The 23233-nt window shown below is 69.6% G+C and carries 20 protein-coding genes and 3 pseudogenes; 13 read left to right on the top strand and 10 right to left on the bottom strand.

Annotated elements, in window-relative coordinates:
* Positions 1–154: 154 nt before the first annotated feature.
* Complete coding sequence (locus tag ABZS64_RS19825; RefSeq protein WP_355831023.1) at positions 155–1813, top strand: IclR family transcriptional regulator C-terminal domain-containing protein; 1659 nt, start codon at positions 155–157, stop codon at positions 1811–1813.
* 9 nt (positions 1814–1822) lie between these two features.
* Here ABZS64_RS19825 and ABZS64_RS19820 read toward each other — a convergent pair whose 3' ends face one another.
* The gene (locus ABZS64_RS19820) at positions 1823–2545 is read right to left on the bottom strand and encodes a TetR/AcrR family transcriptional regulator (RefSeq protein ID WP_355830908.1); all 723 of its coding nucleotides are present in this window, start codon (positions 2543–2545) and stop codon (positions 1823–1825) included.
* Between the two features lie 228 nt (positions 2546–2773).
* Here ABZS64_RS19820 and ABZS64_RS19815 point away from each other — a divergent pair, with 228 nt between their 5' ends.
* From ABZS64_RS19815 to ABZS64_RS19805, 3 genes are all read left to right on the top strand, one after another.
* Positions 2774–4234, top strand: coding sequence for an APC family permease (locus ABZS64_RS19815; RefSeq protein WP_355831020.1), 1461 nt, complete (start codon positions 2774–2776; stop codon positions 4232–4234).
* 70 nt (positions 4235–4304) lie between these two features.
* Positions 4305–5957 (top strand): amidohydrolase, encoded by a 1653-nt coding sequence (locus ABZS64_RS19810; protein ID WP_355830905.1) that lies wholly within the window; start codon positions 4305–4307, stop codon positions 5955–5957.
* A gap of 151 nt (positions 5958–6108) precedes the next feature.
* Entirely contained in the window at positions 6109–6264 is a 156-nt protein-coding gene (locus ABZS64_RS19805; RefSeq protein WP_355830902.1) for a hypothetical protein, read from the top strand.
* Between the two features lie 89 nt (positions 6265–6353).
* Here ABZS64_RS19805 and ABZS64_RS19800 read toward each other — a convergent pair whose 3' ends face one another.
* The 6 genes from ABZS64_RS19800 to ABZS64_RS19775 all read right to left on the bottom strand — a co-directional run bounded on the left by ABZS64_RS19800 (position 6354) and on the right by ABZS64_RS19775 (position 14811).
* On the bottom strand, positions 6354–7163 hold the full coding sequence (locus ABZS64_RS19800) for a serine protease (protein WP_355830899.1): 810 nt from the start codon (positions 7161–7163) through the stop codon (positions 6354–6356).
* A 356-nt stretch (positions 7164–7519) separates the two neighbouring features.
* A complete protein-coding gene (locus ABZS64_RS19795; RefSeq protein ID WP_355830896.1) occupies positions 7520–8272 on the bottom strand; it encodes an alpha/beta hydrolase fold domain-containing protein in 753 nt (250 codons plus the stop codon).
* A gap of 229 nt (positions 8273–8501) precedes the next feature.
* On the bottom strand, positions 8502–8861 hold the full coding sequence (locus ABZS64_RS19790) for a UBP-type zinc finger domain-containing protein (protein ID WP_355830893.1): 360 nt from the start codon (positions 8859–8861) through the stop codon (positions 8502–8504).
* A gap of 15 nt (positions 8862–8876) precedes the next feature.
* Positions 8877–10370, bottom strand: coding sequence for an ATP-binding protein (locus ABZS64_RS19785; RefSeq protein ID WP_355830890.1), 1494 nt, complete (start codon positions 10368–10370; stop codon positions 8877–8879).
* The gene (locus ABZS64_RS19780; protein WP_355830888.1) at positions 10367–12025 is read right to left on the bottom strand and encodes an FAD-dependent oxidoreductase; all 1659 of its coding nucleotides are present in this window, start codon (positions 12023–12025) and stop codon (positions 10367–10369) included. The genes ABZS64_RS19785 and ABZS64_RS19780 overlap by 4 nt, the downstream gene beginning before the upstream one ends.
* Positions 12026–12120: 95 nt before the next feature.
* Complete coding sequence (locus ABZS64_RS19775) at positions 12121–14811, bottom strand: SpoIIE family protein phosphatase (RefSeq protein ID WP_355830885.1); 2691 nt, start codon at positions 14809–14811, stop codon at positions 12121–12123.
* 168 nt (positions 14812–14979) lie between these two features.
* On the opposite strand from ABZS64_RS19775, the gene ABZS64_RS19770 reads away from it, so the two are divergent.
* Positions 14980–16869: an ABC transporter ATP-binding protein gene (locus tag ABZS64_RS19770; RefSeq protein ID WP_355830883.1), complete on the top strand. Its 1890-nt coding sequence runs from the start codon at positions 14980–14982 to the stop codon at positions 16867–16869.
* A gap of 19 nt (positions 16870–16888) precedes the next feature.
* On the opposite strand, the gene ABZS64_RS19765 is transcribed toward ABZS64_RS19770, so the two are convergent.
* Positions 16889–17728, bottom strand: a complete 840-nt coding sequence (locus ABZS64_RS19765) for an SDR family oxidoreductase (protein ID WP_355830880.1) — start codon at positions 17726–17728, stop codon at positions 16889–16891.
* Between the two features lie 95 nt (positions 17729–17823).
* Here ABZS64_RS19765 and ABZS64_RS19760 point away from each other — a divergent pair, with 95 nt between their 5' ends.
* The 5 genes from ABZS64_RS19760 to ABZS64_RS19740 all read left to right on the top strand — a co-directional run bounded on the left by ABZS64_RS19760 (position 17824) and on the right by ABZS64_RS19740 (position 21381).
* A complete protein-coding gene (locus tag ABZS64_RS19760; protein WP_355830877.1) occupies positions 17824–18285 on the top strand; it encodes a MarR family transcriptional regulator in 462 nt (153 codons plus the stop codon).
* Between the two features lie 392 nt (positions 18286–18677).
* Entirely contained in the window at positions 18678–20102 is a 1425-nt protein-coding gene (locus ABZS64_RS19755) for an APC family permease (protein WP_355830874.1), read from the top strand.
* Between the two features lie 172 nt (positions 20103–20274).
* A complete protein-coding gene (locus ABZS64_RS19750; RefSeq protein WP_355830871.1) occupies positions 20275–20889 on the top strand; it encodes a hypothetical protein in 615 nt (204 codons plus the stop codon).
* Between the two features lie 6 nt (positions 20890–20895).
* Positions 20896–21234, top strand: a complete 339-nt coding sequence (locus tag ABZS64_RS19745; protein ID WP_355831017.1) for a SpoIIE family protein phosphatase — start codon at positions 20896–20898, stop codon at positions 21232–21234.
* 3 nt (positions 21235–21237) lie between these two features.
* A complete protein-coding gene (locus tag ABZS64_RS19740) occupies positions 21238–21381 on the top strand; it encodes a hypothetical protein (RefSeq protein ID WP_355830869.1) in 144 nt (47 codons plus the stop codon).
* Positions 21382–21408: 27 nt separating this feature from the next.
* On the opposite strand, the gene ABZS64_RS19735 is transcribed toward ABZS64_RS19740, so the two are convergent.
* On the bottom strand, positions 21409–21693 hold the full coding sequence (locus tag ABZS64_RS19735; RefSeq protein ID WP_355830867.1) for a DUF1232 domain-containing protein: 285 nt from the start codon (positions 21691–21693) through the stop codon (positions 21409–21411).
* 76 nt (positions 21694–21769) lie between these two features.
* Positions 21770–21874 (bottom strand): annotated as a pseudogene (locus ABZS64_RS19730) (SUMF1/EgtB/PvdO family nonheme iron enzyme); the annotation flags it as partial.
* Positions 21875–21958: 84 nt separating this feature from the next.
* Between ABZS64_RS19730 and ABZS64_RS19725 the strand changes: the two are divergent.
* The 3 genes and pseudogenes from ABZS64_RS19725 to ABZS64_RS19715 form a co-directional block, all read left to right on the top strand.
* A pseudogene (locus ABZS64_RS19725) lies at positions 21959–22129 on the top strand (TOBE domain-containing protein); the annotation flags it as partial.
* Positions 22130–22193: 64 nt separating this feature from the next.
* Positions 22194–22441 (top strand): annotated as a pseudogene (locus tag ABZS64_RS19720) (molybdopterin-dependent oxidoreductase); the annotation flags it as partial.
* A 205-nt stretch (positions 22442–22646) separates the two neighbouring features.
* Entirely contained in the window at positions 22647–23189 is a 543-nt protein-coding gene (locus ABZS64_RS19715; protein ID WP_355830864.1) for a hypothetical protein, read from the top strand.
* The last annotated feature ends 44 nt before the right edge of the window (positions 23190–23233 follow it).

Below are 23233 nucleotides of genomic sequence, written 5' to 3'. Positions count from 1 at the left end.
TTCCTTGTTCGCGAACCGGCGGGGTACGAGCGATTCCATCTGTTCGCCAGATGAACTAGAGTTCATTATCCGCTCGCCCTGAGTGTGCGTTCAGCCGGCACACATGTCAACGTTTCCCCTGCGCGAGCACCGCCAGACCCGTACCGGAGAGCCGATGCCAGCCATGCCGTTGACCCATTCCCCAGCGCCGGCCGAGGCCGTGGGCCCGCTGATGCGCGGTATCGCCGTACTGCGTGAGATCAGTGACGCAGGCGGGCGGATGAGCCTGAGCGACCTCGTCCGCGCGACCGGCCTTGCCCGCTCCACCGCGGACCGGATCGCCGCCACGTTCGCACGCATGGGGTATCTCCGCCTCGACGGGCACTCCGCCGCCCTGGCCCCTCGCCTGATGGAACTGGGCAACGCCTATCTGGCTGCCCTCCAGCTGCCCGGTCTGCTCGGACCGCTCGCCGGGGAACTGGCCGAGGAACTGGACGAGTCGGTGTCCCTGGCCGTGCCCGACGGTGACGGCATCCGCTTCGTGCGCCAGACCACCCGGCGGCGCGCGATGTCGCTCACCTTCCGCATCGGCGACCTGCTGCCCGCCGAACGCACCGCGGCAGGCACGCTGTTCGCCGCGGAGTGGAGCGCGCAGGACTGGGCTCGGTGGCGCGAGCGCCGGGCGGCCGACCCCGAGGACCGCGGTTTTCCCGCCGTACCACCGCGGAGCACGGACGACGGCGCTCTCAGCTTCGAAGAGCGTGCGGCCCGGGCGGGCGAACAGGGCTGGACCCTGGACGACCAGTTCATCGAACCCGGTCTCATCGCCCTCGCCGTGCCCGTGCACACCCCGGACGGTGACATCGCCTGCGCCGTGAGCGTGGTCAGCCACACCAGCCGTCACAGCGCCGACTCGCTGCGCCGGTCGCTGCTGCCCCGGGTGCGCAAGGCGGTTACCGCCATGGAAGGGGAACTGCGGCAGGCCCGCCCGGCACCGCCGGCGCCCCCCGTTGGACTTGCCGCCTGGACCACCGCCTCCAAACAGGAACTCGGCCCCGAGTTCGTGGAATCCCTGGCCCGCGGCCTGACCGTGCTGACCGCATTCGGCGAGGGCCGCGCCGAACTGTCCCTCACCGCCGTCGCGGAGGCCACGGGACTCGCCAGAGCAACAGCCCGGCGCGCCCTCATCACCCTAGAACACCTCGGATACGTCACCTCACGGGACCGGACGTTCCGCCTCACCCCGCAAGTGCTGACCCTCGGCTATCCCTCGCTGTCCCGTACGACACTCCCCGACATCGCCACGCCACATCTGGCCGCACTCGTCCGGCGGGTGCACGATTCCGCTTCGCTGGCGGTGCTCACCGGCGACGACATCCAGTACGCGGCGCGCGTCGCCACCGATCGCATCATGAGCGTCAACATCACGCTCGGCACCCGCTTTCCCGCATACGCAGCATCGATGGGCCGGGTGCTCCTGGCGGACCTGTCGGCGCAGGAGCGCTCCGAGCGGTTGTCCCGCACCGCACCGCAGGCCCTGACTCCGCGCACGGTCACCGATCCGGATGAACTCACCGCGCTGCTGGACCGCGTGGGGCAAGAGGGCTTTGCCCTCGTCGACGAGGAGTTGGAGGAGGGCCTGCGCTCCATCGCCGTACCCGTCCGCGATGCTGCCGGGCAGGCCGTGGCCGCGGTGAATGTCGCGATGCACAGCAGCCGTCGCACGGTCGAGGAGTGCCTGACCGAGGTCCTGCCCGAACTGCGCGCCACCGCCGCCGGGATCGAGGCCGAGCTGCACATCGCCGGCCGCTTCACCCGGATCCCGACCGCCTGAACCGGCGGTTCAGGACTCCGGGGCGTTGTTGTTCCTGACGCCGGGGGCTTCAGCGACGAGGGCGCGCAGGAGCAGGCCGAGCGTGTTCTCGAAGGCGGAGTCGGCCATGGCGGGCAGGTACTCGCGGGCGGCGTGGAGGCTGGGGTATTCGTCGGCGGGCAGCTGCTGGTAGGTGTCGGTCCAGGCACGCGCGTCGGCTTCGCGCTGTTCGGGCGTCAGGCGCATGACGGCGGCGTCGAGCGCGGCGTGGGCCAGCACAGTGTCGATGAAGACGTGATAGTGGCGCACTGCTGCCGCTGGGTCGAACCCCGCCTGCAGCAGCAGGCCGATGCCCGTGTCGACCGCACGGTATTCGTGGAGTCGGCTGGTGACGCGGGCGGTGCTCAAGGTGGCCAGCCGCGGGTGGCGCAGCGCGGTGCGGTACACGCGCAGTGCGAAGTCCCGCAGCCCAGCAGCCCAGTCGGCGCCGGGGGTGAAGCCCTTCAGCGCGTCACCGATGAGGCGGTCGGCCACCGAAAGCAACAGGTCGTCGATGTTGCGGAAGTACCGGTAGATCGCGCTGGGGTCCGCCCCCAGGGCGGCCCCGAGTTTGCGTACGGTGAGAGCCTCGTCGCCGTGTGCGTCGAGGAGCTCCAAGGTCCTCTCGATGATCATTTCGGCTGTCAGGACGACCCCCGACCGGGTCGGCCGGCGCCGCCTGCGCTCGGCCGAGACGCGGCTCTGTTCTGCCACCGTCACCCCTCCTGTCGCCGCGCCCCAGGGCGGTCCGGGGCGGTCGTGTGCCGGGCCAGTCAATCACCACTTTACGACAACGCATTGACATAAGAGCGCGCCCGGCTGTTTCATCAGCGCACACCGGTGGTCCACGCACGGCGGAGTGCCCCGCGCCGTTCCCCTCCCTGCCAAGGAGCGTGTCCCGTGTCGAGAACAGTCCTGCCCGACCCGCAACCCCCTGCCGTGATGACCCGCTCTCTGGGCATCAGGGACGGAGTGGCGATTGCCGCCTCGAGCACCGCGGCGACGACCAGCATCGGCATCGGGATGGGGGCCCTGGCCGCATACGCGGGCCGTCAGACGCCGGCCCTGCTGGTGCTCGCCTTCCTCCCCATCGTCGGCATCGCCCTGTCCTACGCCCGGCTGAACCGGTCCGAGCCGAACTGCGGCAACGCCTATACCTGGGTGGGCCGTTCGGTCGGCCCATGGGCCGGGTTCCTGACCGGCTGGGTGATCCTGGTCGGCACCGTCGTGTTCATGGCCTACACCGGCGCCGTGACCGGTTCCGTCACCGTCCAGTTCCTCAACAAGCTCGGCCTGCACAGCGTGTTCGGCCTCGCACTGGACCCGGCGTCGACGACCGTCAGTACCCTGATCGGCCTCGCGGCGCTGGTGACGGTCACCGTCACCGCCGTCACCGGAGTGCGCTCGGCGACCCGGCTGCAGTGGTGGCTGCTGGTTTTCGAGTACGCGGTGCTGCTGGTCTTCTGTACGTGGGCCCTGACCGTGGGGACGCAGCCCTTCTCCTGGGCGTGGCTTAACCCCTTCGCGATCGGGTCACTGACGTCCCTGGCCCAAGGCATGGTGCTGGCCGTCTTCATCTACTGGGGCTGGGACGCGGCGTTCACGGTGAACGAGGAGACGAAGAATCCCGCGGACGCGGCGCGCGGCGGGCTGATCGCACTCGTGGCGATGCTCGGCCTCTTCGTGTTCGCCGCGATCGCCTTCCAGCGAGTGATGAGCAACGGGGAACTGGTGAGCAACGGCCCCCAGGCCCTCACCTTCCTCGGCGCACGCCTCGCGTCCGAACCCTGGGCCTCGCTCCCGCTGGCCGCGCTGATGTGCTCGGCGTTCGCCTCCCTGCAGGCCAGTGTCATTCCCACGGCCCGCGGAGCACTGGCCATGGGACGGGACCAGACACTCGGCGCGGTCTGGACCCGCGTCCATCCCCAGTACGGCTCACCGGCCGTCGGCACCGTACTGATCATGGCTGTCGCCGCGGCCGTGGCCGTCCTGGCCCTGGGCATCCCCAAGCTCAACGAAATGATCCTCACCGCGGTCAACTCGATCGGGCTCATCGTCTCGCTCTACTACGGACTCACCGCGCTGGCCTGCGCGATCAGATTCCGTCACAGCCTGCGTGACGGCCCCGGCCCGGCACTGCGCTCAGTGGTGATACCTGCCCTGAGCGCGCTGGCCCTGTTCGGACTCGGCGGCTACCTCACCTACCGGTACGCCACGATGAGCGACCACTTCGAGGCCCGTCCGGACAACGGCTGGTTCATGCTGCTGATCCCCTCTCTGATCATCGCATCCGGCCTGCTGGCAGCAGCGTGGGCAAAGTGGCGCCGCCGGTCCGCCTACTTCACCACCGGGCGCGGTACGGACGCCGATGCCATCGCCCTGCCCATGGACGAGGCCGTCTGACCCCGGCGCCCGCTCCCCCGTCCCCATCCCGTCCCGTCTCGATTCCGCTGTCGCACTCCAGGAGTACCCTGTGCACAACGCATCGCCCGCTGATCTCGTGTTCACCGGCGGCCCGGTCCACACCGCGGACGCCGCGCGCAGCCGTGCCACCACGGTGGCCGTCCGCGGCGAACGCATCGTCGCCGTCGGCCACGACGACGTCCGCGCGCTGATCGGCCCACGCACCGACGTCGTGGATCTGCGCGGCCGGCTGCTCATTCCCGGCTTCCAGGATGCGCACGTCCATCCCGTCGGTGCCGGGGTCGAACTCGGGCGGTGCGACCTGAGCGGAGCCGTCACCACCGACGAATACCGCCGGCTCATCCACAGCTACGCCGCCACCCATCGGGACATGCCATGGATCACCGGCGGCGGCTGGTCCATGGAGGCCTTCCCCGGCGGCACCCCCGACCGGCACCTCCTCGACGAGATCGTCCCCGACCGGCCCGTCTACCTCGTCAACCGCGACCACCACGGCGCCTGGGCCAACTCCCGCGCCCTGAAACTGGCGGGCGTCACCGCAGACACCGTCGACCCGTCCGACGGACGCATCGAACGCGACTCACGGGGAGAGCCGACCGGGATGCTCCAGGAAGGAGCCATGGGCCTCGTCGCCCGGCTCGTCCCCGCTCCCACCCTCGCGGAGCTCACCGCAGGTCTGCTGCGCGCCCAGGAAGTACTGCATTCCTACGGGGTCACCGCCTGGCAGGACGCACTGCTCGGCAGCCACGCCGGGATGGACGACCCGGCTCCGGCGTACGCCGCTGCCGCGCGGGAGGGCCGTCTGACCGGCCGTGTCCGTGGGGCGCTGTGGTGGGACCGGGCCCGCGGTCTCGAGCAGATCCCGGAACTGCTCGACCGCAGGCAGGAGTTGACCATGGGCCCCCTGCTGCGCTCCTGGACCGTGAAGATCATGCAGGACGGCATCGTGGAGAACCATACGGCCGCTCTCCTGGCCCCCTATCTCACCTCCTGCGGATGCGCCTCCGACAACAGCGGCCTCTCCTTCATCGACCCGAAGGAGCTCGCCACGTACGTCACACGGCTGGACGCGGAAGGCTTCCAGGTGCACTTCCACGCCCTCGGCGACCGCGCCGTACGCGAGGCCCTGAACGCCGTCGAAGCCGCCCGCCACGCCAACGGCTGGACGGACACCCGCCCCCACCTCGCACACCTCCAGGTCGTCCACCCCGACGACATCCCGCGCTTCCGCCGACTCGGCGCCACAGCTAACATCCAGGCCCTGTGGGCCGCGCACGAACCACAGATGGACGAACTGACCATCCCCTTCCTCGGCCCGGAACGCTCGGAGCTTCAGTACCCCTTCGGCGACCTGCTCCACAGCGGCGCGACCCTCGCCGCAGGCAGCGACTGGCCCGTCTCCAGCCCCGATCCGCTGGCCGCCCTGCACGTCGCGGTCAACCGGCAGCTCCCCGGCTCCAGTTCCGCGGTCTTCTGGCTCCGCCAGCGCATCGATCTGGCCAGTGCCCTCGCCGCATACACCGCGGGCAGCGCCTACGTGAACCACCTCGACGACACCGGAACGATCACCGAGGGAAACATGGCAGACCTGGTCGTACTGGACCGCGACGTCTTCGACCGGCCGCCCTCGGACATCGCCCAGGCACGAGTCCTGCAGACCTTCGTCGGGGGCCGGCGCGTCCATGCGGCCGCCGACGCCTGACACCCGTGTCCCGAGGAGGACCCCGACAACCGTCAAGCGCCTGGCCGTAGGATCTAATGGACTGGCGCACACGGGGAAGTCAGATACCGATCATCACCGGTCGACAGCTCCGCTTCGGATCCGCGCCACCCTTGACCCTGGATGGTTGTTCATGACTGCTGCCTCTCCCCACCACGATGCTGTTCCGCCGGTACAGAACACTGCAGCCGCATCGCCGGCCGCGCCGCAGCACCACGATCTGTTTCTGCAGCCCCACTACACCGTCGAGCTGCCCCCGTTGGACGAGGAGGACGGGCTGCCGGCCTGAGGCACCGAGCCGCGTCCCGGCGCCGTGCGGCCAGAGGCCCGGCGCCGGGACGCGGTGGTGTTCCGCTGCTCAAACCGTACTGACCGGCGTCAGCCGCCCAGCCCGTCGGCGGCCTTCTTGATGTCCGCCGCGAAGGTGCTCACCTCGGTGTAGACACCGGGCTTGCCCGGGCGCGCACAGCCCTCGCCCCAGCTGACAATGCCGACCTGGATCCAGCCACCCGCTTCGTCCTTGCGGAACATGGGGCCGCCGGAGTCGCCCTGGCAGGTGTCGACGCCGCCGGTGTCCAGGATCCCGGCGCAGAGCTCTTCGCCGGGGGTCAGCTGGTCGCCGTACGCCGTCTGACAGGTGGCGTCGTCGACGTACGGGACCTTGGCCTTGAGCAGATAGCGCTGCTGGTCGCCGCCCTCCTTGTCCGCGCCCCAGCCGGCGATGTCGAAATCGCCATTGTTGAGCTTGTCGTCCCCGGCGATCGGCAGGGTCGGCAGATCGATCGGCTTCTCGAGCTTGATCAGCGCCCAGTCCTTGCCCTTGCCGTTGTAGCCGGGCGCCTGGAGGACCTCGGTGGACTTCACGCTTATCGCGTTGGAGTCCTCCAGGTCGACGACGCCCGCCGTCGCGGTGATGCCGGTGTTCGGGCCACTGCCGTCGACGCAGTGGGCGGCGGTCAGAACGATGTCCTTGGCGTACAGCGCGCCGCCACAGCCCATGGACAGCCGGACCATGAACGGGAATTCACCCTGGTCGGCCTTGGTCCCGCCGACGACCTTCGTGCCAACGTCACCGCGTGGGGTCGGTGCGGAGGCGGCGTTGGCCGCGCCGGGCTGGAGGCTGAAGGCGGCCAGGGCGACGGCACCGATCGCGGTGGTCGTCCTTAGGTGCTTCAGGTAGCTCTTCAACGGACTTCCTCTCGTGGGGGGTACGCCACAACGGCGAACTCATACCAACCACGGGAACCGGAAGTCGCCGCCGAATGCAGTGCGTTGAAAAACGGCAGCACGCCGCAAGGCGTCCGAACCCAGTGGGGGATGAGTCCGCAAAGCGCCCTGCGATTATGTGGAACCGGCGAGCGGAAGGACAAGGGTGCCCAATCCCTCAACTCCCGTTCCAACTCGGGCTTGTTGGGGGCCATACCGGCCGATCCCAACCGCTAATGCCACCGGCTGTTACACGAGTGACACGAAATCTCCGGAGAGTTGTGTCGTTGGCGCCATCCGCGCTGAAATCGGCGGTGCGGGTGCGGTATTCCAGCCGCTCAATGAGCGCCGGACACACGCGAGCCGGCCGCGGTGGCGATGACACGGGCCACTTCCGTGCCCACGTCGAGTACACGCGGGTCCGTCGCGGCCCGGCAACGGCCGAGAGCCGGGTCGAACTCCGTCCCGATGACACCGGCGTGATCCGTGTCCGGCTCCTCCAGTTGCACGGGCCAGCGCCGCGCTCGCAGTGCGGTGTGCAGCGCACGGGAGTGGTGGCCGTCGACCGCCGAGTCGGCAGACCCGTGAACGAGTCGTACAGGCACGGGCGACGCAGAGGTCTCGGCAAGGTCGTGATGGGGGACGGAGGCTGTGCTGCGGGCAGGCCGGTCGTAGGCCCCGGCGATGCCGACCACGGCGGCGGGGCGCCAGCCGTCGGTCAGGTCGGGGCGCAGCGCGAGGGCTACCGCGGCGCCCGCTCCGGCCGACCACCCGGCCAGGATGATCTGCTGCGCATCGGTGCCGTGGGCCGCGGCGTTGTCGCGTACGTAGCGAAGCGACGCGAGGAGGTGGGAACGGCCCCCGTCGGCACCGTCCGGTCGCCAGTCGGGAACGAACACGGTCCTGCCGAGTGCGGCTGTCCTGTTGGCCAAGGTGGCCATGACGTCGCGCTCGTCGGGGCCGACGCCGTGCCAGAGCAGCACGCACGGTGCGGACGTCTGTTGCCCAGCAGGTCGGTACACGTCGAGAAATCGGCTCTCAGAACCGTGCGCGGCTACGTACGGCACGGTGTGCACTTCGGTTGTCTTCATTCGCTACCCCCAGGACTCCTGAAGGAGCGTAACGAAGAGCAAGAGCCGGGCAGCAAGGGCCGCCAGTACGCGCGCAGTATCGGCGAGTTCAGGGCCGCGGGCGCGAGCGCAGCGCGTTGACGAGGGCCGGGAGCACTTCGGCGGACAGCTCGTCGGCCGCCGCGCGGGCCGGCCCGGCAAGCACATCCCGTTCCATCGAACCCCCCATTGCATCAGTTCTGGTGCTGCTTCAGTGCAGGTGCCGCTCCCAGTCCGCGGGCACCGCGCCCCGAGGTCCCGGTGTCGGCTGTGACCGCGGATGCGAGGTGGGTGCGGCCAACTCCGGCCCCTCGTAATACTCCTGTGTGTCCACGTTCCAGAACCAGGTCTCCCCCGGCTCGAAGCTGGTGATGAACGGGTGCCCCGACTGCTTGGCATGCTTTGTCCCGTGCTGCGAGGGCGATGAGTCGCAGCAGCCGATGTGTCCGCATTCCGCGCAGCGCCGCAGGTGCATCCACCAGCCTGGCCCGTCACCGGCCAGGCACTCGGCGCACCCCTCACCGCTCGGCTTGGCGTCGAGGTCGATGCCGGGAATCACTTCGTGTGCCATAGCGTCTCTCCTCGCTTATCCGGAGGCTGGTTCGGTTCGGGAGCTCTCAGCGGCGACGGGCGACGGATCCTCGGCGTCCGAGGGCGGTGTGATCGGCAGACAGACCTGGAATCTCGTGTCGCCCGGCTGCGAGGTCACTCTGATGTCGCCATGGTGCTTGTTGACCACGATGCGGTAGGAGATGTCGAGGCCCAGACCGGTGCCCTCGCCGACCGGCTTCGTGGTGAAGAAGGGCTCGAAGATACGCGGGCGAATGTCGTCCGGGATGCCGGGACCTGTGTCGCGGACCTCGACATAGAGGTGATCGCCTTCGCGCCAGGTGGCGATCGTGAGGGTGCCGCTGCCGTTCATCGCGCCGAGGGCGTTGTCGATGAGGTTCGTCCAGACCTGGTTGAGTTCCGCGCCGTATGCCGGGACGGCCGGCAGGCTGCGGTCGTACTCCTTGACCACGCGCACGGCCGACGGGATTTTGGCCTGCAGCATCACCAGGGTGGCGTCGAGGAGTTCGTGGACGTCGACGGGCTGCTGAGCGGCCCGGTCGAGCTGGGAGTACTGGCGTGCCGCGTCCACGAGGCCGGAGATGCGGTTGACGGCGTCCTCGATCTCTCCCATCAGGAGCTCGGTGTCGATGGTGTACGTGAGCCATCCCACCGCGGCCTGCCGGTTCTCGTCGCCCAGGCTGTCGGTCGCCTGGGACAGCCATGGGGGGTCGATGCCGCCGGCGACCAGGACGGGGGCAATGTCCCAGGACCGGTCGATGTCGTGGTCCTCCAGCCAGTCGGCGACCTCGTCCTCGGCGTCGGATGCCTCGATCGCCGACAGCTTGGGTGCGTTGTAGGCGCGCTTGACGGCATCGTCCTGCATCTCGACCAGGTGATGCAGACGCGTGCCATCGACCCGGCCGTCGGCGATGAGGGCGAGCTTGTGGCGCATCTTGGTGACCCGGTCGCGCAGGGTGTCGGTGGCGCGTACCGCTGCCGCCGCGGGGTTGTTGAGCTCGTGTGTGAGTCCGGCGGTGAGCGAGCCGAGGGCCTCAAGGCGTTCGCGTTCGCCGATGATCGTGTTGCTGGCGCGGGTGCCGAAGAAGAGGCCTTCGAGCAGATGCAGGGCCATGGGGAACCAGGTGCGTATGGCGTGGGCGAACTCCTCGGCGGGCAGCACGAAGAGTTCGACGTCGGTGATGGCTTTCAGCGTGTTGGGGTAGACCTGGTCCACCCGGTCTCCGAGGTAGGCCTGGGTGGCTCCGCTGTAGACGCCCACCTGGTCGGTGCGGCCGAACTCGATGTCGTCGCCGTGGATGCGGCGGGCGACGGCGACCGTGCCCCGGAGAAGCACGAAGAAGCAGGTGGCGGGCTCGCCCTGGGAGTAGACGGGCGTACCGCCGGGCCGCACTTCGACGCGCCCGCGCTCGGCGAGCCAGGCCAGTTGCTTGTCGTCGAGGGCCTCGAAGAGGAACAGGGTCTGCAGGTCGGCCGCGCTGAGCTTGCCGCGCGCGCTCCGGGCATTCATTGCGCCTCCAGGTAGCGGTGCACCAGGGAAACGGCCATGGCGCCCTCCCCCACCGCGGATGCGACCCGTTTGACCGATTCGGCCCGCACGTCGCCGGCAGCGAAGACACCGGGCACGCTGGTCTCGAGGTGGTAGGGGTCCCGTGACAGCGGCCATCCCGCGGGGCGCGTTCCCTCGGTCAGGAGGTCGGGGCCGGTGAGCACGAAGCCCCGTTCGTCGCGGTCGACAACGCCGTCGAGCCATTGCGTGGGCGGTTCCGCGCCGATGAAGACGAACAGCCATGAGGCATCGGTCGTGGTCACGGCGCCCGTGCGGTTGTCGCGAAGGATGAGACGCTGCAGGTGCATCTCGCCCTCGCCGCCCGCGACTTCGGTGTGCGGGTGGACCTCGATGTTGGGGTGGGCTTCGATCTGCTGCACCAGGTAGTGCGACATTGCCCGGGTCAAGTCGGGGCCCCGGACGAGAAGATGGACGCGGTCGGCGTAGCGCGAGAAGTAGACGGCGGCCTGGCCGGCGGAGTTGGCACCGCCGACGATGTACACATCGTTCCCCGTGCAGCTGGCTGCTTCGAAGGACGCCGAGCCGTAGAAGACGCCCGCTCCGGTGAACTCGTCGAGGCCCGGCCCCTCAAGCCGCCGGTACGACACTCCCGTGGCCAGGACGACCGTGTGCGCGCCGATCGTGGTCCCGTCGCTGAAACGCAGCACCCGGCCTGCGCCTGCCGCTTCCAGTGACACCACTTCTCGCGCACTGAGGATCTCGGCGCCGAAACGGGTGGCCTGCCGCCGTGCCCGTTCCGTCAGCTGCGCCCCGGACACGCCGTCCGGGAAACCCAGATAGTTCTCGATACGGCTGCTCTGCCCGGCCTGCCCGCCGGTCGCTCTCCGCTCGACCAGCACCGTGCGCAGCCCCTCGGAGGCCGCGTAAACGGCGGCGCCGAGTCCTGCGGGGCCCGCACCGATGACGACGACGTCGTAGAAGTCGGCGGCCGGGGTGGTGCTCAGCCCCACCTGTGCGGCGAGCTCGGCCTCGCTCGGCGCCTGCAGGGTTTTGCCTTCGGCCGTGATCACCAGCGGTACGTCGTCGGCGCTGAGCCCGGCCGCGTCCAGGAGCCGCCCGCCTTCGGGGTCGTCCGCGGCGATCCAGCGGTACGGCACGAGATTGCGGGCGAGGAATTCCCGGACCGCGAAGGACGGCGCCGACCAGCGGTGGCCGACGATCCGGGTCTCCCCCACCTCCGGGTCGGGCGCCGTTGCCCACAGTTCCAGCAGCGCGTCCAGCACCGGATAGAGGTTCTCCTCCGGCGGACTCCACGGCTTGAGGAGGTAGTGATCGAGGTCGACGATGTTGATCGCGTCGATGGCCGCACCGGTGTCTGCGTACGCCGTCAGCAGCACGCGTCTGGCCAGGGGGAAGAGGTCCATGGCCGCTTCCAGGAACTGCACGCCGTTCATCGTCGGCATGCGGTAGTCGGCGATCATCACGGCGAGCGGCTCGCCGCGCAGCTTGACCTCACGCAAAGCCTCCAATGCCTCTTCGCCCGAAGGCGCGCGCAGCACCCGGTAGCGGTCGCCGTACCGGCGCCGCAGGTCGCGGGCGATGGCTCGTGAGACTCCCGGATCGTCGTCGACGGTCAGGATGGTCGGCTTCGCCATGTCCCCCATCATGCGCCGCACGGATCACCAAGGCGACGCGAATGCCCAACCTGACCGGGGTGCGGGCTCCTGCCGCCCCATTCGGCGTCGCCTGTTCACCACGACACGTCGTCCAGAAGCAGACCCGCCACGTCCTGCTGCCCGTCGACCAGCGGCTGTTCGGTCCACATGACCTTCCCGGTGGGCGTGTACCTCGTTCCCCACCGTCCGGCGAACTGGGAAACAAGGAACAGGCCTCGCCCGCCCTCGTCCGTCGTGGCCGCGCGTCGCAGGTGCGGGGCGGTGCTGCTGCCGTCGGACACTTCGCAGATCAGAGTGCGCTCGTGCAACAGCCGCACATGGATCGGCTCGGACCCGTAGCGGATCGCGTTGGTGATCAGCTCGCTCAGCATCAGCTCGGTGGTGAATCCGATCTCCTCCAGACCCCATGTCTCCAGCTGGCGGCCGCACGCGGCGCGGACAGGACCGACGGCCGCGGGGTCCAGGGGAACGTCCCAGTCGGCAATGCGGGCAGCGTCCAGCAGACGGGTCCGGGCCACCAGCAGCGCGATGTCGTCCCTGCGGTGCGGGGGCACCATGGCGCTGAACAGGGCCTGGCAGGTCTCCTCCGGCGTCCGGTTCGCCTCCTCGGCCAGGGTGCTGCTCAGGAGGCGGAGGCCGGTGTCGATGTCGCGGTCGCGGAGTTCGACGAGGCCGTCGGTGTAGAGGACGAGCATGCTGCCCTCGGGCAGCTGCAGTTCGGCGGTCTCGACGGGCAGGCCGCCCAGGCCGAGCGGTGGAGAGACGGGCACATCGGGGAAGTCCACCGTGCCGTCGGGGCGGACCACGGCGGGGGCGGGGTGCCCTGCTCTTGCCACGCTGCACAGGCCGGAAGCCGGATCGTAGATGGCGTACAGACAGGTGGCTCCCGTGATGCCCTCGCCGTCGCCCTCGCCGCCCTCCTCCTGGTCGATACGGGAGACCAGCTCGTCGAGGTGCCCCAGGAGCTCGTCCGGCGGCATGTCGAGGGCGGAGAAGTTGTGGACGGCGGTGCGCAGACGGCCCATGGTGGCCGCGGCGTGCAGGCCGTGGCCGACGACGTCGCCGACGACGAGGGCGACCCGTGCCCCGGGCAGCGGGATGACGTCGAACCAGTCGCCGCCCACCCCGGACTGCGCGGGCAGGTAGCGGTAAGCGACATCCAGGGCGTCCTGCTCGGGAATGACGCGCGGCAGCAGGCTGCGCTGGAGGGTCACCGACATGGAGTGTTCGCGCGTGTAGCGGCGAGCGTTGTCGATGGCTACTGCGGCGCGGGCCGCCAGCTCCTCGGCGAAGGACAGATCCTCCTCCTCGAAGCGTTCGGGCCGCTCCGAGCGCCAGAAGTTGGCCATGCCCAGGACGACACCGCGAGCCTGCAGCGGCGCCGTGACCAGTGAGTGGACGCCGTATGCGAGGGCTTGGTCCGCTCCTGCGGCATCCTGGGCCCGCCAGCCGTGAGCGACGGTGAGATCGGCCTCGAGCACCGCATGGCCGCTTGCCAGAGCCGCCGCCATCGGCGTGCTGGGGACGACGAATCTGACCAGGTCGCCCACCGGCTGGAAGGGGTGGTCCTCGTGGATGCCGCTCACGGCCGCTCGGCGCATCTCGGTGTGGACGCCCGACGGCTCCTCGCCGCGAACGACGGGGTCCAGCAGCTCCACCGTGACGAAGTCTGCGAACCGGGGTACCGCCACCTGCGACAGCTCCTCGGCGGTCTGCGTCACGTCCAGCGTGGTGCCGATCCGTACCCCGGCCTCGTACAGCATCTTCAGGCGCTCGCGGGCCACCTCGGCCGTACCGGACAGCGCCCGCAGCTCGGTGGTGTCCCGGAGCGTCGCGACCTTGCCGGGCGTCCCGCCGTCCGGGGCCGTGGACCGCGTGTTGACCGCCAGCAGGCGGTCACCGGCCAGGTGCACCTCGTCGGTCACGGCACGGTCCGAGGCGAGCAGCTCCGCGGTGTCCGCGTCGAGTCCGAGATCGGCGACGTGGCGCCCTTCCGCGTCCGGCGGCAGCTCAAGGAGCCTGCGCGCCTCGTCATTGGCCAGCATCATCCGGCCGTCGCCTCCGATAATGAGCACGCCTTCCCGCACGGCATGCAGAACCGCGTCATGGTGCTCGTACATCCGGGTCATCTCGGCGGGACCGAGACCACGCGTCTGCCGTCGCAGCCGCCTGCTCACCAGCGCGGCACTTGCTGTGGCCAGGGCGAGTGCGGCTCCGGCGCAGCCGAGGAGCACCGGCATCTGCCGGTCGACCGCGGTGCCGACGTGCTCGATCTGGACACCGGCGCCCACCAGACCGACGACGGAGCCGTCGGGACCGATGACAGGGACGATGGCCCGAGCGGCGTCGTTCGGGTCTCCCCTGAAGATCTCCGTGAAGGACTCTCCGGCCGCGGCACGTTCGATGCCTAGGGCGCGCCGGCCGATCAGCGTCGGATCGGTGTCGGCGTAGCGGACTCCAGTCGGGGACATCACGGCGATGAAGTCCACTCCCGATCCCCGCCTGGCCTCTTCTGCATGGGATTGCAGGGCGGCGGTCCGATCGGGAGATCTCAGCGCCTCTGCGGTGCCTGGAGCGTCCGCGAAGGCCTCCGCCGCGGCGAGCGACCGGTTTTCGGCATCCCGTTCGCCATCGTGCCGCGCCTGGAACACCAGCGCGATCACGGCGCCGGCGATCAGCAGGACCGCGACCATGATCTGCAGGACGAGCACCTGACCGGCAGCGCTCCGCACATGCAGCAGGGATCGTAGGGAATGTCCCTTCATGACCCATTTCTAACACTGGATGACTTGCGCCATGATCCGCAGGACGCCGACGCAGAGTCAGGAATCGATTGACCTTAAGTTTGGTTGAGGTCCTAACGTTCTGGGTGCGCCCCGGGCCACGCCGGCCGACGGGAACCGCGTCGGCCCACCAGATTCCGGAGGCACCCCATGGACATGGAAGTCACCGCGTGGACATCGCTGCACAGCGCGATGAACGCCCAGCAGGACCGAAGGCCCTTCTCCCGGGCCACCCTGCGCCGCATCACCGCCTTCGCCCGGCCGCACCGCCGGCAGCTGCTCAGCTTCCTGCTGCTCAGTGTCGTCACCGCCCTGCTCGCCGTGGCCACACCCGTGCTCGCAGGCCGCGTCGTCGACGCGATCGTCAAAGGCCAGGAGACCGGCACGGTCACCCGGCTCGCGCTGCTGATCGCCGTCATCGCCGTCGCCGAGGCGGGGCTCGGTCTGCTCACGCGCTGGCTGTCTGCCACCCTCGGCGAGGGGCTGATCCTCGATCTCCGCACGGCGGTCTTCGACCATGTCCAGCGGATGCCGGTCGCCTTCTTCACCCGCACCCGCACCGGCGCACTCGTCAGCCGGCTCAACAACGACGTCATCGGCGCCCAGCGAGCCTTCAGCAACACCCTGTCCGGCGTCGTCTCCAACCTCGTCACCCTGCTGCTGACCCTCGTCGTGATGCTCAGCATCTCCTGGCAGATCACCCTGCTCGCCCTTGTCCTGCTGCCGTTGTTCGTCGTCCCGGCCCGCCGGATGGGCTCCCGCATGGCCAAGTTGCAGCGCGAGGCCGCCAATCACAACGCGGCCATGGGCACCCAGATGACCGAACGGTTCTCCGCCCCTGGCGCGACCCTCGTCAAACTCTTCGGACGGCCCGCCGACGAATCCGCCGAATTCGCCGCCCGCGCCCGGCGGGTGCGCGACATCGGCATCCGTACAGCCATGGCCCAGTCCGTCTTCATCACCGCCCTCACTCTGGTGTCCGCCCTGGCCCTCGCCCTGGTCTACGGACTTGGCGGCTACTACGCGCTGCGCGGGAGCCTCGACCCGGGAGCCGTCGTCGCCCTCGCCCTGCTCCTCACCCGCCTCTACGCCCCGCTGACCGCACTGGCCGGCGCCCGCGTCGAGGTGATGAGCGCGCTGGTCAGCTTCGAGCGGGTCTTCGAGATCCTCGACCTGAAACCACTGATCGCCGAGAAGCCGGACGCCCGCCGCGTGCCGGACGGACCGGTGTCCGTGGAGTTCGACGGGGTCCGCTTCGGCTACCCCTCCGCCGACAAGGTCTCCCTGGCCTCCCTCGAAGAGGTCGCCACCCTCGACTCCCGCGGCGGCACGGAGGTTCTGCACGACGTCTCCTTCCGCGCCGAACCCGGCCGGATGGTCGCGCTGGTCGGCTCGTCCGGCGCGGGCAAGTCCACGATCGCGCAGCTCCTGCCGCGGCTGTACGACGCCGACGCCGGTTCCGTACGACTGAACGGCATCGACGTACGCGACCTGACCTCGGACTCGATCCGCGAGACGATCGGGATGGTCACCCAGGACGGCCACCTCTTCCACGAATCCGTCCGCGCCAATCTGCTCCTCGCCCGGCCCGACGCCACCGAGGACGAGATCTGGGACGCTCTGCGCCGGTCCCGGCTGGCCGAGTTGGTGGCCTCGCTGCCCGACGGCCTGGACACCGTCGTCGGCGAGCGCGGCTACCGGCTCTCCGGCGGTGAGCGGCAGCGGCTTACCATCGCCAGGCTGCTGTTGGCCCGCCAGCGGGTCGTCATCCTCGACGAGGCGACCGCCCACCTCGACTCGACCTCCGAGGCGGCCGTCCAGGAGGCCCTGGGAGAGGCGCTTGAGGGCCGTACCGCCGTGGTGATCGCCCACCGGCTCTCGACCGTACGGGCCGCGGACCTGATCCTGGTCGTCGAGGAGGGCCAGGTCGTCGAACGCGGAACCCACACCGAGCTCCTGGCCGCCGGCGGCCGCTACGAGGAGCTGTACCGCACCCAGTTCGAACGCCCGGGGGCGGAGGAGGCACACCCCGTCCACTGACCCACCTGGGTCGTCGGGGTCAGCCGACCCAGCCACCGGTGAGACCGAGCACCGCCGACCCGTCCAGGTCGGCGAGCTTGGTGCCGGTGAACCCGCGGGCCCACTCGGACGTCTGGATACGGAAGGCGGGCCGCTCCTCCGTGAGCGCCTCCAGCACCGACTCGGCCACCTCGGCCGGAGTCTGCGCACCGCTCAGGAACTGCGAGACCGTACGGTCCACATAGGCCCGCAGCGGAGCTGCGTACGGACCGGCTGCGGCGATCTCGGCCTCCAGGTCGAGTCCGATGTTGTTGACGAACTCGGTGGCCACGGCGCCGGGTTCGACGACGGAGACGGTCACGCCGAGCTTGGCCGCCACCGGCGCCAGGCTCTCCATGTAGCCCTCGACGGCGAACTTCGCCGCGCAGTAGGCCTCGTTGAACGGCTGCCCGACAACCCCGCCGACACTTGTGACGGTGATCAGACGGCCACCGGAGGCCCGCAGATGGGGCAGCGCCGCCTTGGAGACGTGCAGGACACCGAAGAAGTTGACCTCCATCACCTGGCGCACTTCGGCCACGGTCTCGTTCTCCAGCGTGCCGAGGTGTCCGGCGCCGGCGTTGTTGATCACGGCGTCGAGACGTCCGTGGTCACTGATGATCCCTTCGATCGCGGCGGCGACGGAGGCCTCGTCCGTGACATCGAGCTGCCGGATGTCGAGGTCGACCCCGGCCTCCGCGGCCGCCTTGCGCAGCGCGTCGGCACGGCTGGTGTCGCGCAGGGTCGCCACCGTCCGCCAGCCGGCCCGAGCCGCGGCCACGGCGGCAGCCAGGCCGATGCCCGACGAGGTGCCGGTGATCAGAACAACCTTGGAAGACATGGTGCCGCCCTTCGCCAGAACACTGAGCGATTCAGTGCGTGTACACACACTATAGCCATTATGTGCGTGCACACGCAACCGGTAGGATCGTGCCCATGGCACCGAGGAAGCTCACCCCGGCAGAGATGTCCGTGGCCGACCACGCCTTCTACGGCCTGGTCTGGGCCGGAACCGTCCTCACCGAACGCGTGGACCGCGCCCTGAGCAAGGCTCACGATCTGCCGGTCTCCTGGTTCGAGGTCATGCTCTGGCTCGCCTCCAGCCCGGATCCGGTGCCGGCCTCCGTACTCGGAAACAGCACCATGCTCAGCCGCAGCCAGGTCTCCCGCGTCGTCGACTCCCTCCAGGGCCGCGGACTGGTCACCCGCACCCCGTCACCGCGCGACGCGCGCTCCGTCGAGGTGGCGCTCACCCCGGAGGGCCACCGCCTCTTCAAGGAGGCCGACGCCACGCGCCGCGCCTGCCTGGCTCCGGCCTTCACCGATCTCCTCGAACCGGAGGACCTCGAGGCGCTCAGCACGGTGTGGAACAAGCTCAAGGCCAACAAGGACGCCTGAAGGGCGCAGCCGGGATGGGGGCTCCGGGCCAACCGGGGGCGCGATCCGCACTGTGGACGACTTGCGGCGGATTTCCGGACCGTTCCTTCGGTTATCGTGGCGACAGAATAAAAGGGGTATCGCAAGTAAATTTGCCAATAACCCTTTGATTGCATGGTCATGAACAGAATTGCCCCCACGCAACAGCTCACGACCTCACGACCTGCCGTGGAAGTCGCGGAGTTGTGGTCCAGGCCCAACTACGGATTCCGTAGGTAAATGGCCGTTGACGTTGCGGTTTTCGCAGGGTTCCATGACGGGCCGGGAGCAGGCACGACACATCGAACAGCCGCCGGAGGCGATAGCGCTCCCGCTCGATACCCGTCGCACGAATCGATCGGAACCACCACTCCATGACCGAGACGCTTCGCACCCCAACTCCCGCCGCACTCCCGGACGTCCACGAAGTCCCCGAGGCGGCGAATGGCGGCAGTCCCCAGAAGCTCAAGCGTTCCATCGGTGTCGTGGGCGGCACCCTGCTCACGCTGTCCTGCGTGACGCCCGCCTCCACGCTCTTCGTCGTCGTCCCCGACCTGTTCTCCAGTCTCGGTACCGCCACGGCGCTCACCATCGCGATCGGCTCGCTGCTCTGTATCGCCGTCGCCTTCTGTTACTCCGAGCTCGGCACCCTCGTCCCGAGCGCCGGAGGCGAGTACGCCATGGTGTCGACGATGGCCGGCCGGCTCGCGGGCTGGCTCGTCTTCGTCCTGTCGCTCCTCGTCGTGATGATCGTTCCGCCGGTGATCGCCATGGGCACGGCGGACTACCTCGCCCCGGTCATCCATCTCAACCCCTCGTACGCCGGCGCCGGCGTGATGCTGCTCGCCACCCTGGCCGGCCTGCTCGACCTGCGGGCCAACGCCTGGATCACCGGCGTCTTCCTGGTCCTCGAAGTGATCGCCGCGGCCATCGTCGCCGTCCTCGGGTTCGCGCACTCCTCGCGCGGCGCGGGCAGCCTCGTCGACCTGACCGTGGCCGGCTCCCACGGGAAGGCCGACCCCGTCACCGCGATGCTGATCGTCTCGGGTCTGGCCATCGCGCTGTTCGTCACGCAGGGCTTCTCCACCGCCGTCTACCTCTCCGAGGAACTGGACAACCCGCGCCGCAACGTCGCCCGCACCGTCCTGACCACCCTCGCCATCTCCACCGTGATCATCCTGGTGCCGGTCATCGCCATCACCATGGGCGCCTCCGACCTCGCCGCCCTCACGAGCGGCGACATCAGCGGCATGGTCGCCGCGTGGAGCAACTCCGCCGTCGGCACCTTCGTCAGCCTCTGCGTCGCCCTCGCGATCATCAACGCGGGCATCGTCATGGTCATCCAGAACTCCCGCGTGCTGTTCGCCTCCGCCCGCGACAAGGCCTGGCCGCGGCCCGTGAACAACGCGCTCTCGAAGCTCGGCCGCTTCGGCTCCCCGTGGGTCGCCACGCTCCTCGTGGGCGTGCCCGGAGCGCTCCTGTGCTTCGTGAACCTGGACACCCTCTACGGCGTCACCGGGGTCTCCGTCACCGGCATGTACCTCCTGGTCGCCGTCGCCGCGCTGCTCGCCCGTCGCGGGCCGCACGCCGACCAGCCCGCGTGGCGTATGCCGCTGTGGCCCGCCATGCCGGTCCTGCTGATCGCCGTGCTGGCGTACATCCTCAGCCAGCAGGAGGTGACCTACCTGCTGTGGACCGGCGGGATCACGGCCGTCGCCACCCTGTACTGGGTCGCATACCTGCGGCCGCGCCGTGCGACGCGGTGGCTGGTCTCCATCCCCGAGGATGCGCAGGCCTGACGCCGGTAACCGGCCGGACGCCAGGGCCGACATGCTTCCGCGGGCCGCGGAGGCGTGTCGGCCCTTCGGCTTGCCGAGCTCGGCCGGCTCGGCGAGCTCGGTCCACGACACGAGGCGACTCCGCTCCCCCGGTGATCGGTCCTGACGGGCGAGGGCTCTTAGGGTGCGCCATATGCCTCGTAGGAGCCCTTCCCCGGCCCGGCGCTCCCTGTTTCCGCGTCAGGGATGGACCTGGTGGCTGCCGTTCGCCGCGGTGATGGCCGATGTGATCCTGGAGCTGGCCTTTCACGGACGGGAGCCGGTGAGCTTCCTGCTCGTCGGTGTGCCTCCGCTCGCCGCCGCTACGCGCGGCCCGCGGGGCACTGCGCTGTCGGCCGTCGTCTGCCTGGGGCTGCAGATGCTCTTCGCGGCCCGCCGCCCCGGGCACTTCGACGAGCAGCACCATGTGGCGCTGTACCTCTCCACGGCGCTCATTGGAATCGCCAGTACCGCCCTGTCCTGGCAGCGGGAGCGCACCAGGCAGCATCTGGTCCGCGCGAACTCCGTGGCGGAGGCGATGCAGAGAACCCTGCTGCGCCCGGTGCCGCGCCGGATCGGTCCGCTACGGGCCGCCGGGTTCTACTCCGCCGGGGAGGGCGGCACCCTCGTCGGCGGCGATCTCTATGACGTCTGCGAGACACCTTTCGGGGTACGGGCGATCATCGGCGACGTACGCGGCAAGGGGCTGGGAGCGGTGCAGACGGTGGCGGCGGTCCTGGGCAGCTTCCGCGTGTCCGCGCACGAGTGACAGACGCTGAACAGCCTGGCGGAGCGACTGGAACTCAGCATCGCGCGTAACAGTCCGGTCGGCGACGACGGTGACCCCGAACTCTTCGTGACGGCACTGGTGCTGGAGTTCCCGCTCTCGGGCGGCGAGGTCCGCATCGTCGACCGCGGCCACCCGGCGCCCATCGTCGTCGGCCCTGAGGGCGCCCGGCGGCTGGTCACCGCTCCCGCGCTGCCGCTGGGGCTCGCGGCACTGTCTCCCGGCGGACGTGCGGAAGCCACCGTGCATCCGCTCGGGCCCGGCGAGGTGCTCGTCGTACACACGGACGGGGTGAGCGAGGCGCGTGATACGCACGGCGTGTTCTAACCCGTGCTGGAGCGACTCGCAGAACGCTTCGGCGGGGACAGGGCACCGGATCCCGAGGAGGTCGTGTCGTTCGTGCGGGCCGACGCGGAACGCTGGTCGGCGGACTGTGACGACGACCAGGCCGTTCTCGCGCTGGCACTGAGGTAGCGATGCCCGCGGACGATATGCCGGTCGTCAGCGCCGGCGGGCGACGCCCGCACCGTCCGCCGTCGCCTGGAGCGAACGCAGCGCAAGCAGCAGAAAGCCGATGTCGTCCAGGAGGACCGGGTCGGGCAGCAGGTCGACCGGACTCGCCAGGTAGATCAGGGCGCCCCAGAAGATCACCTTGTTCTCCACGGGAATTCCGGCGTCCCGCAGCCGCCGTCGTGCTCTGAGGAGTCTGACCAGGAGCATGCCGGCCAGCACCACGGTGGCGGCGACCAGAACCGCGGCGAGGGCCACCACCAACCAGATGTCCATACGCATGCCTTCTTCCGTCTCCCGGGAGAAGAAGTACCCCGAACCTCCACCACTCAGGAGGCCGCCACGCGGAAGCCGATGTGCCGCGTGCGGCGTACTCCCACTCCGTCTCCGTCGGCAGCCGCGTACCGGAACATGCGCAGTACGCCTCCGCGTCGTTCCACGAGACGTGCACGACGGGCTGGCGCCGGGATCACCGCCGGCGGCAGCCGGAGTTTTCGGGAACTGTCCCGCCGTGCCTGGAGTGCGGGTGTGCCGTCGTACAGTGACGGCGGTGACGGCCGATGACGTGGTCGCGCAGGTGGAGATCCAGTCAGGGCCGCACCGGCTGGTGTCACTCGTCACCCGCGAATCGGTTGAGGAATTGGGCATCGAGGTGGGAGTGACGGTCACGGCGCGGGTGAAGTCGACCAACATGCATGTCGACCTCCCCTGACACATGGCATGTTCAGCGGCACAGCAGGGCCGCGTGCAGGTCGAGCTTGTGGTCGAGACGGCCCCTGCGACGCAAGGACCGCTCCCGCTTCCTGCTGGTGGGGACGGCCACCACACGATCGTGTCCTGGGCGGAGATCGACGCCGACTTCGGCAATACCCCCATACTGCTGGCCACGCAGATGGACGACCGGGAGCTGGACAGCGTGGGCAGCCAGCTCGTCGTTCCCTCGGACCGCTGCGGGGCGCGCTACATCAGCGCGATCACCAGCGTCTGGATCGGGACCTGCCGCTTGGCCGACACGCCGAAGTAGGGCTCCTCCCTCGGATCGCCGCCCCCCGATCACCCACAGTGTTGCCCCCACTCCCCCAACACGCCTGTTCCCGGGCGGTTTCCCGGCCGCCCGCCCAGTTGGCAACGGGAAACCCGTCGACCGGGATGGCGCGTCGGCCACACCGTGGAGCTGTCATCACGGAGCAAGACCCACCAAGGGGGAACCTCGAATGACACTACGCAAGTTGATCACAACCGCTCTCGCGGTCGTGGCACTCCTCGCGGCAACGCTCGTCGGCCTCACCGGCGCGGCCTCCGCCGCAACCGCGCCGAGCGACCAGTCCGTCTTCAGCGCTCAGGCCGAGAAGGCCGGACTGACCAGCGCCCAGGCCAAGCAGCTGCAGGCGAAGGTCGACAGCTACCTCGCCAAGACCGGCGGAACCCAGGTATCCGCCAACAAGATCTCCTTCAAGGGCGGGGAAGTCCTCGTAGGCGCGGCCGGCCAGCAGCGTCCGAGCGACCTGGCCCGCCCGGCGGCGAAGAGCGCCGCTGACATCATCTGCTACTACGGCGAGCTCTGCCTGACCCGGGGCGCCGACTGGATGAAGCTCTACCGCTGCGGCACCTACACCATGCCCTGGGCCGGTGACGGCTACTTCGTGAACAACCAGACCACCGGCACGGTCGCCCGGTTCCTCAACAGCAACAAGACCGAGCGCTGGTCCTCGCGGGCCTACGAGCAGGGCACCGCCACCTGGACTCCCGTCTACTACGTCGTGCCGTGCTGACCGACTGATCAGCTGACCACCACGGGGGGAGACGCTTCCGGGGC

Source organism: Streptomyces sp. NPDC005408, from assembly GCF_040606445.1.
Lineage (GTDB): Bacteria > Actinomycetota > Actinomycetes > Streptomycetales > Streptomycetaceae > Streptomyces.
Note: the sequence above shows the minus strand (reverse complement) of the source record. Positions and strands in the feature narration are given on the sequence as shown.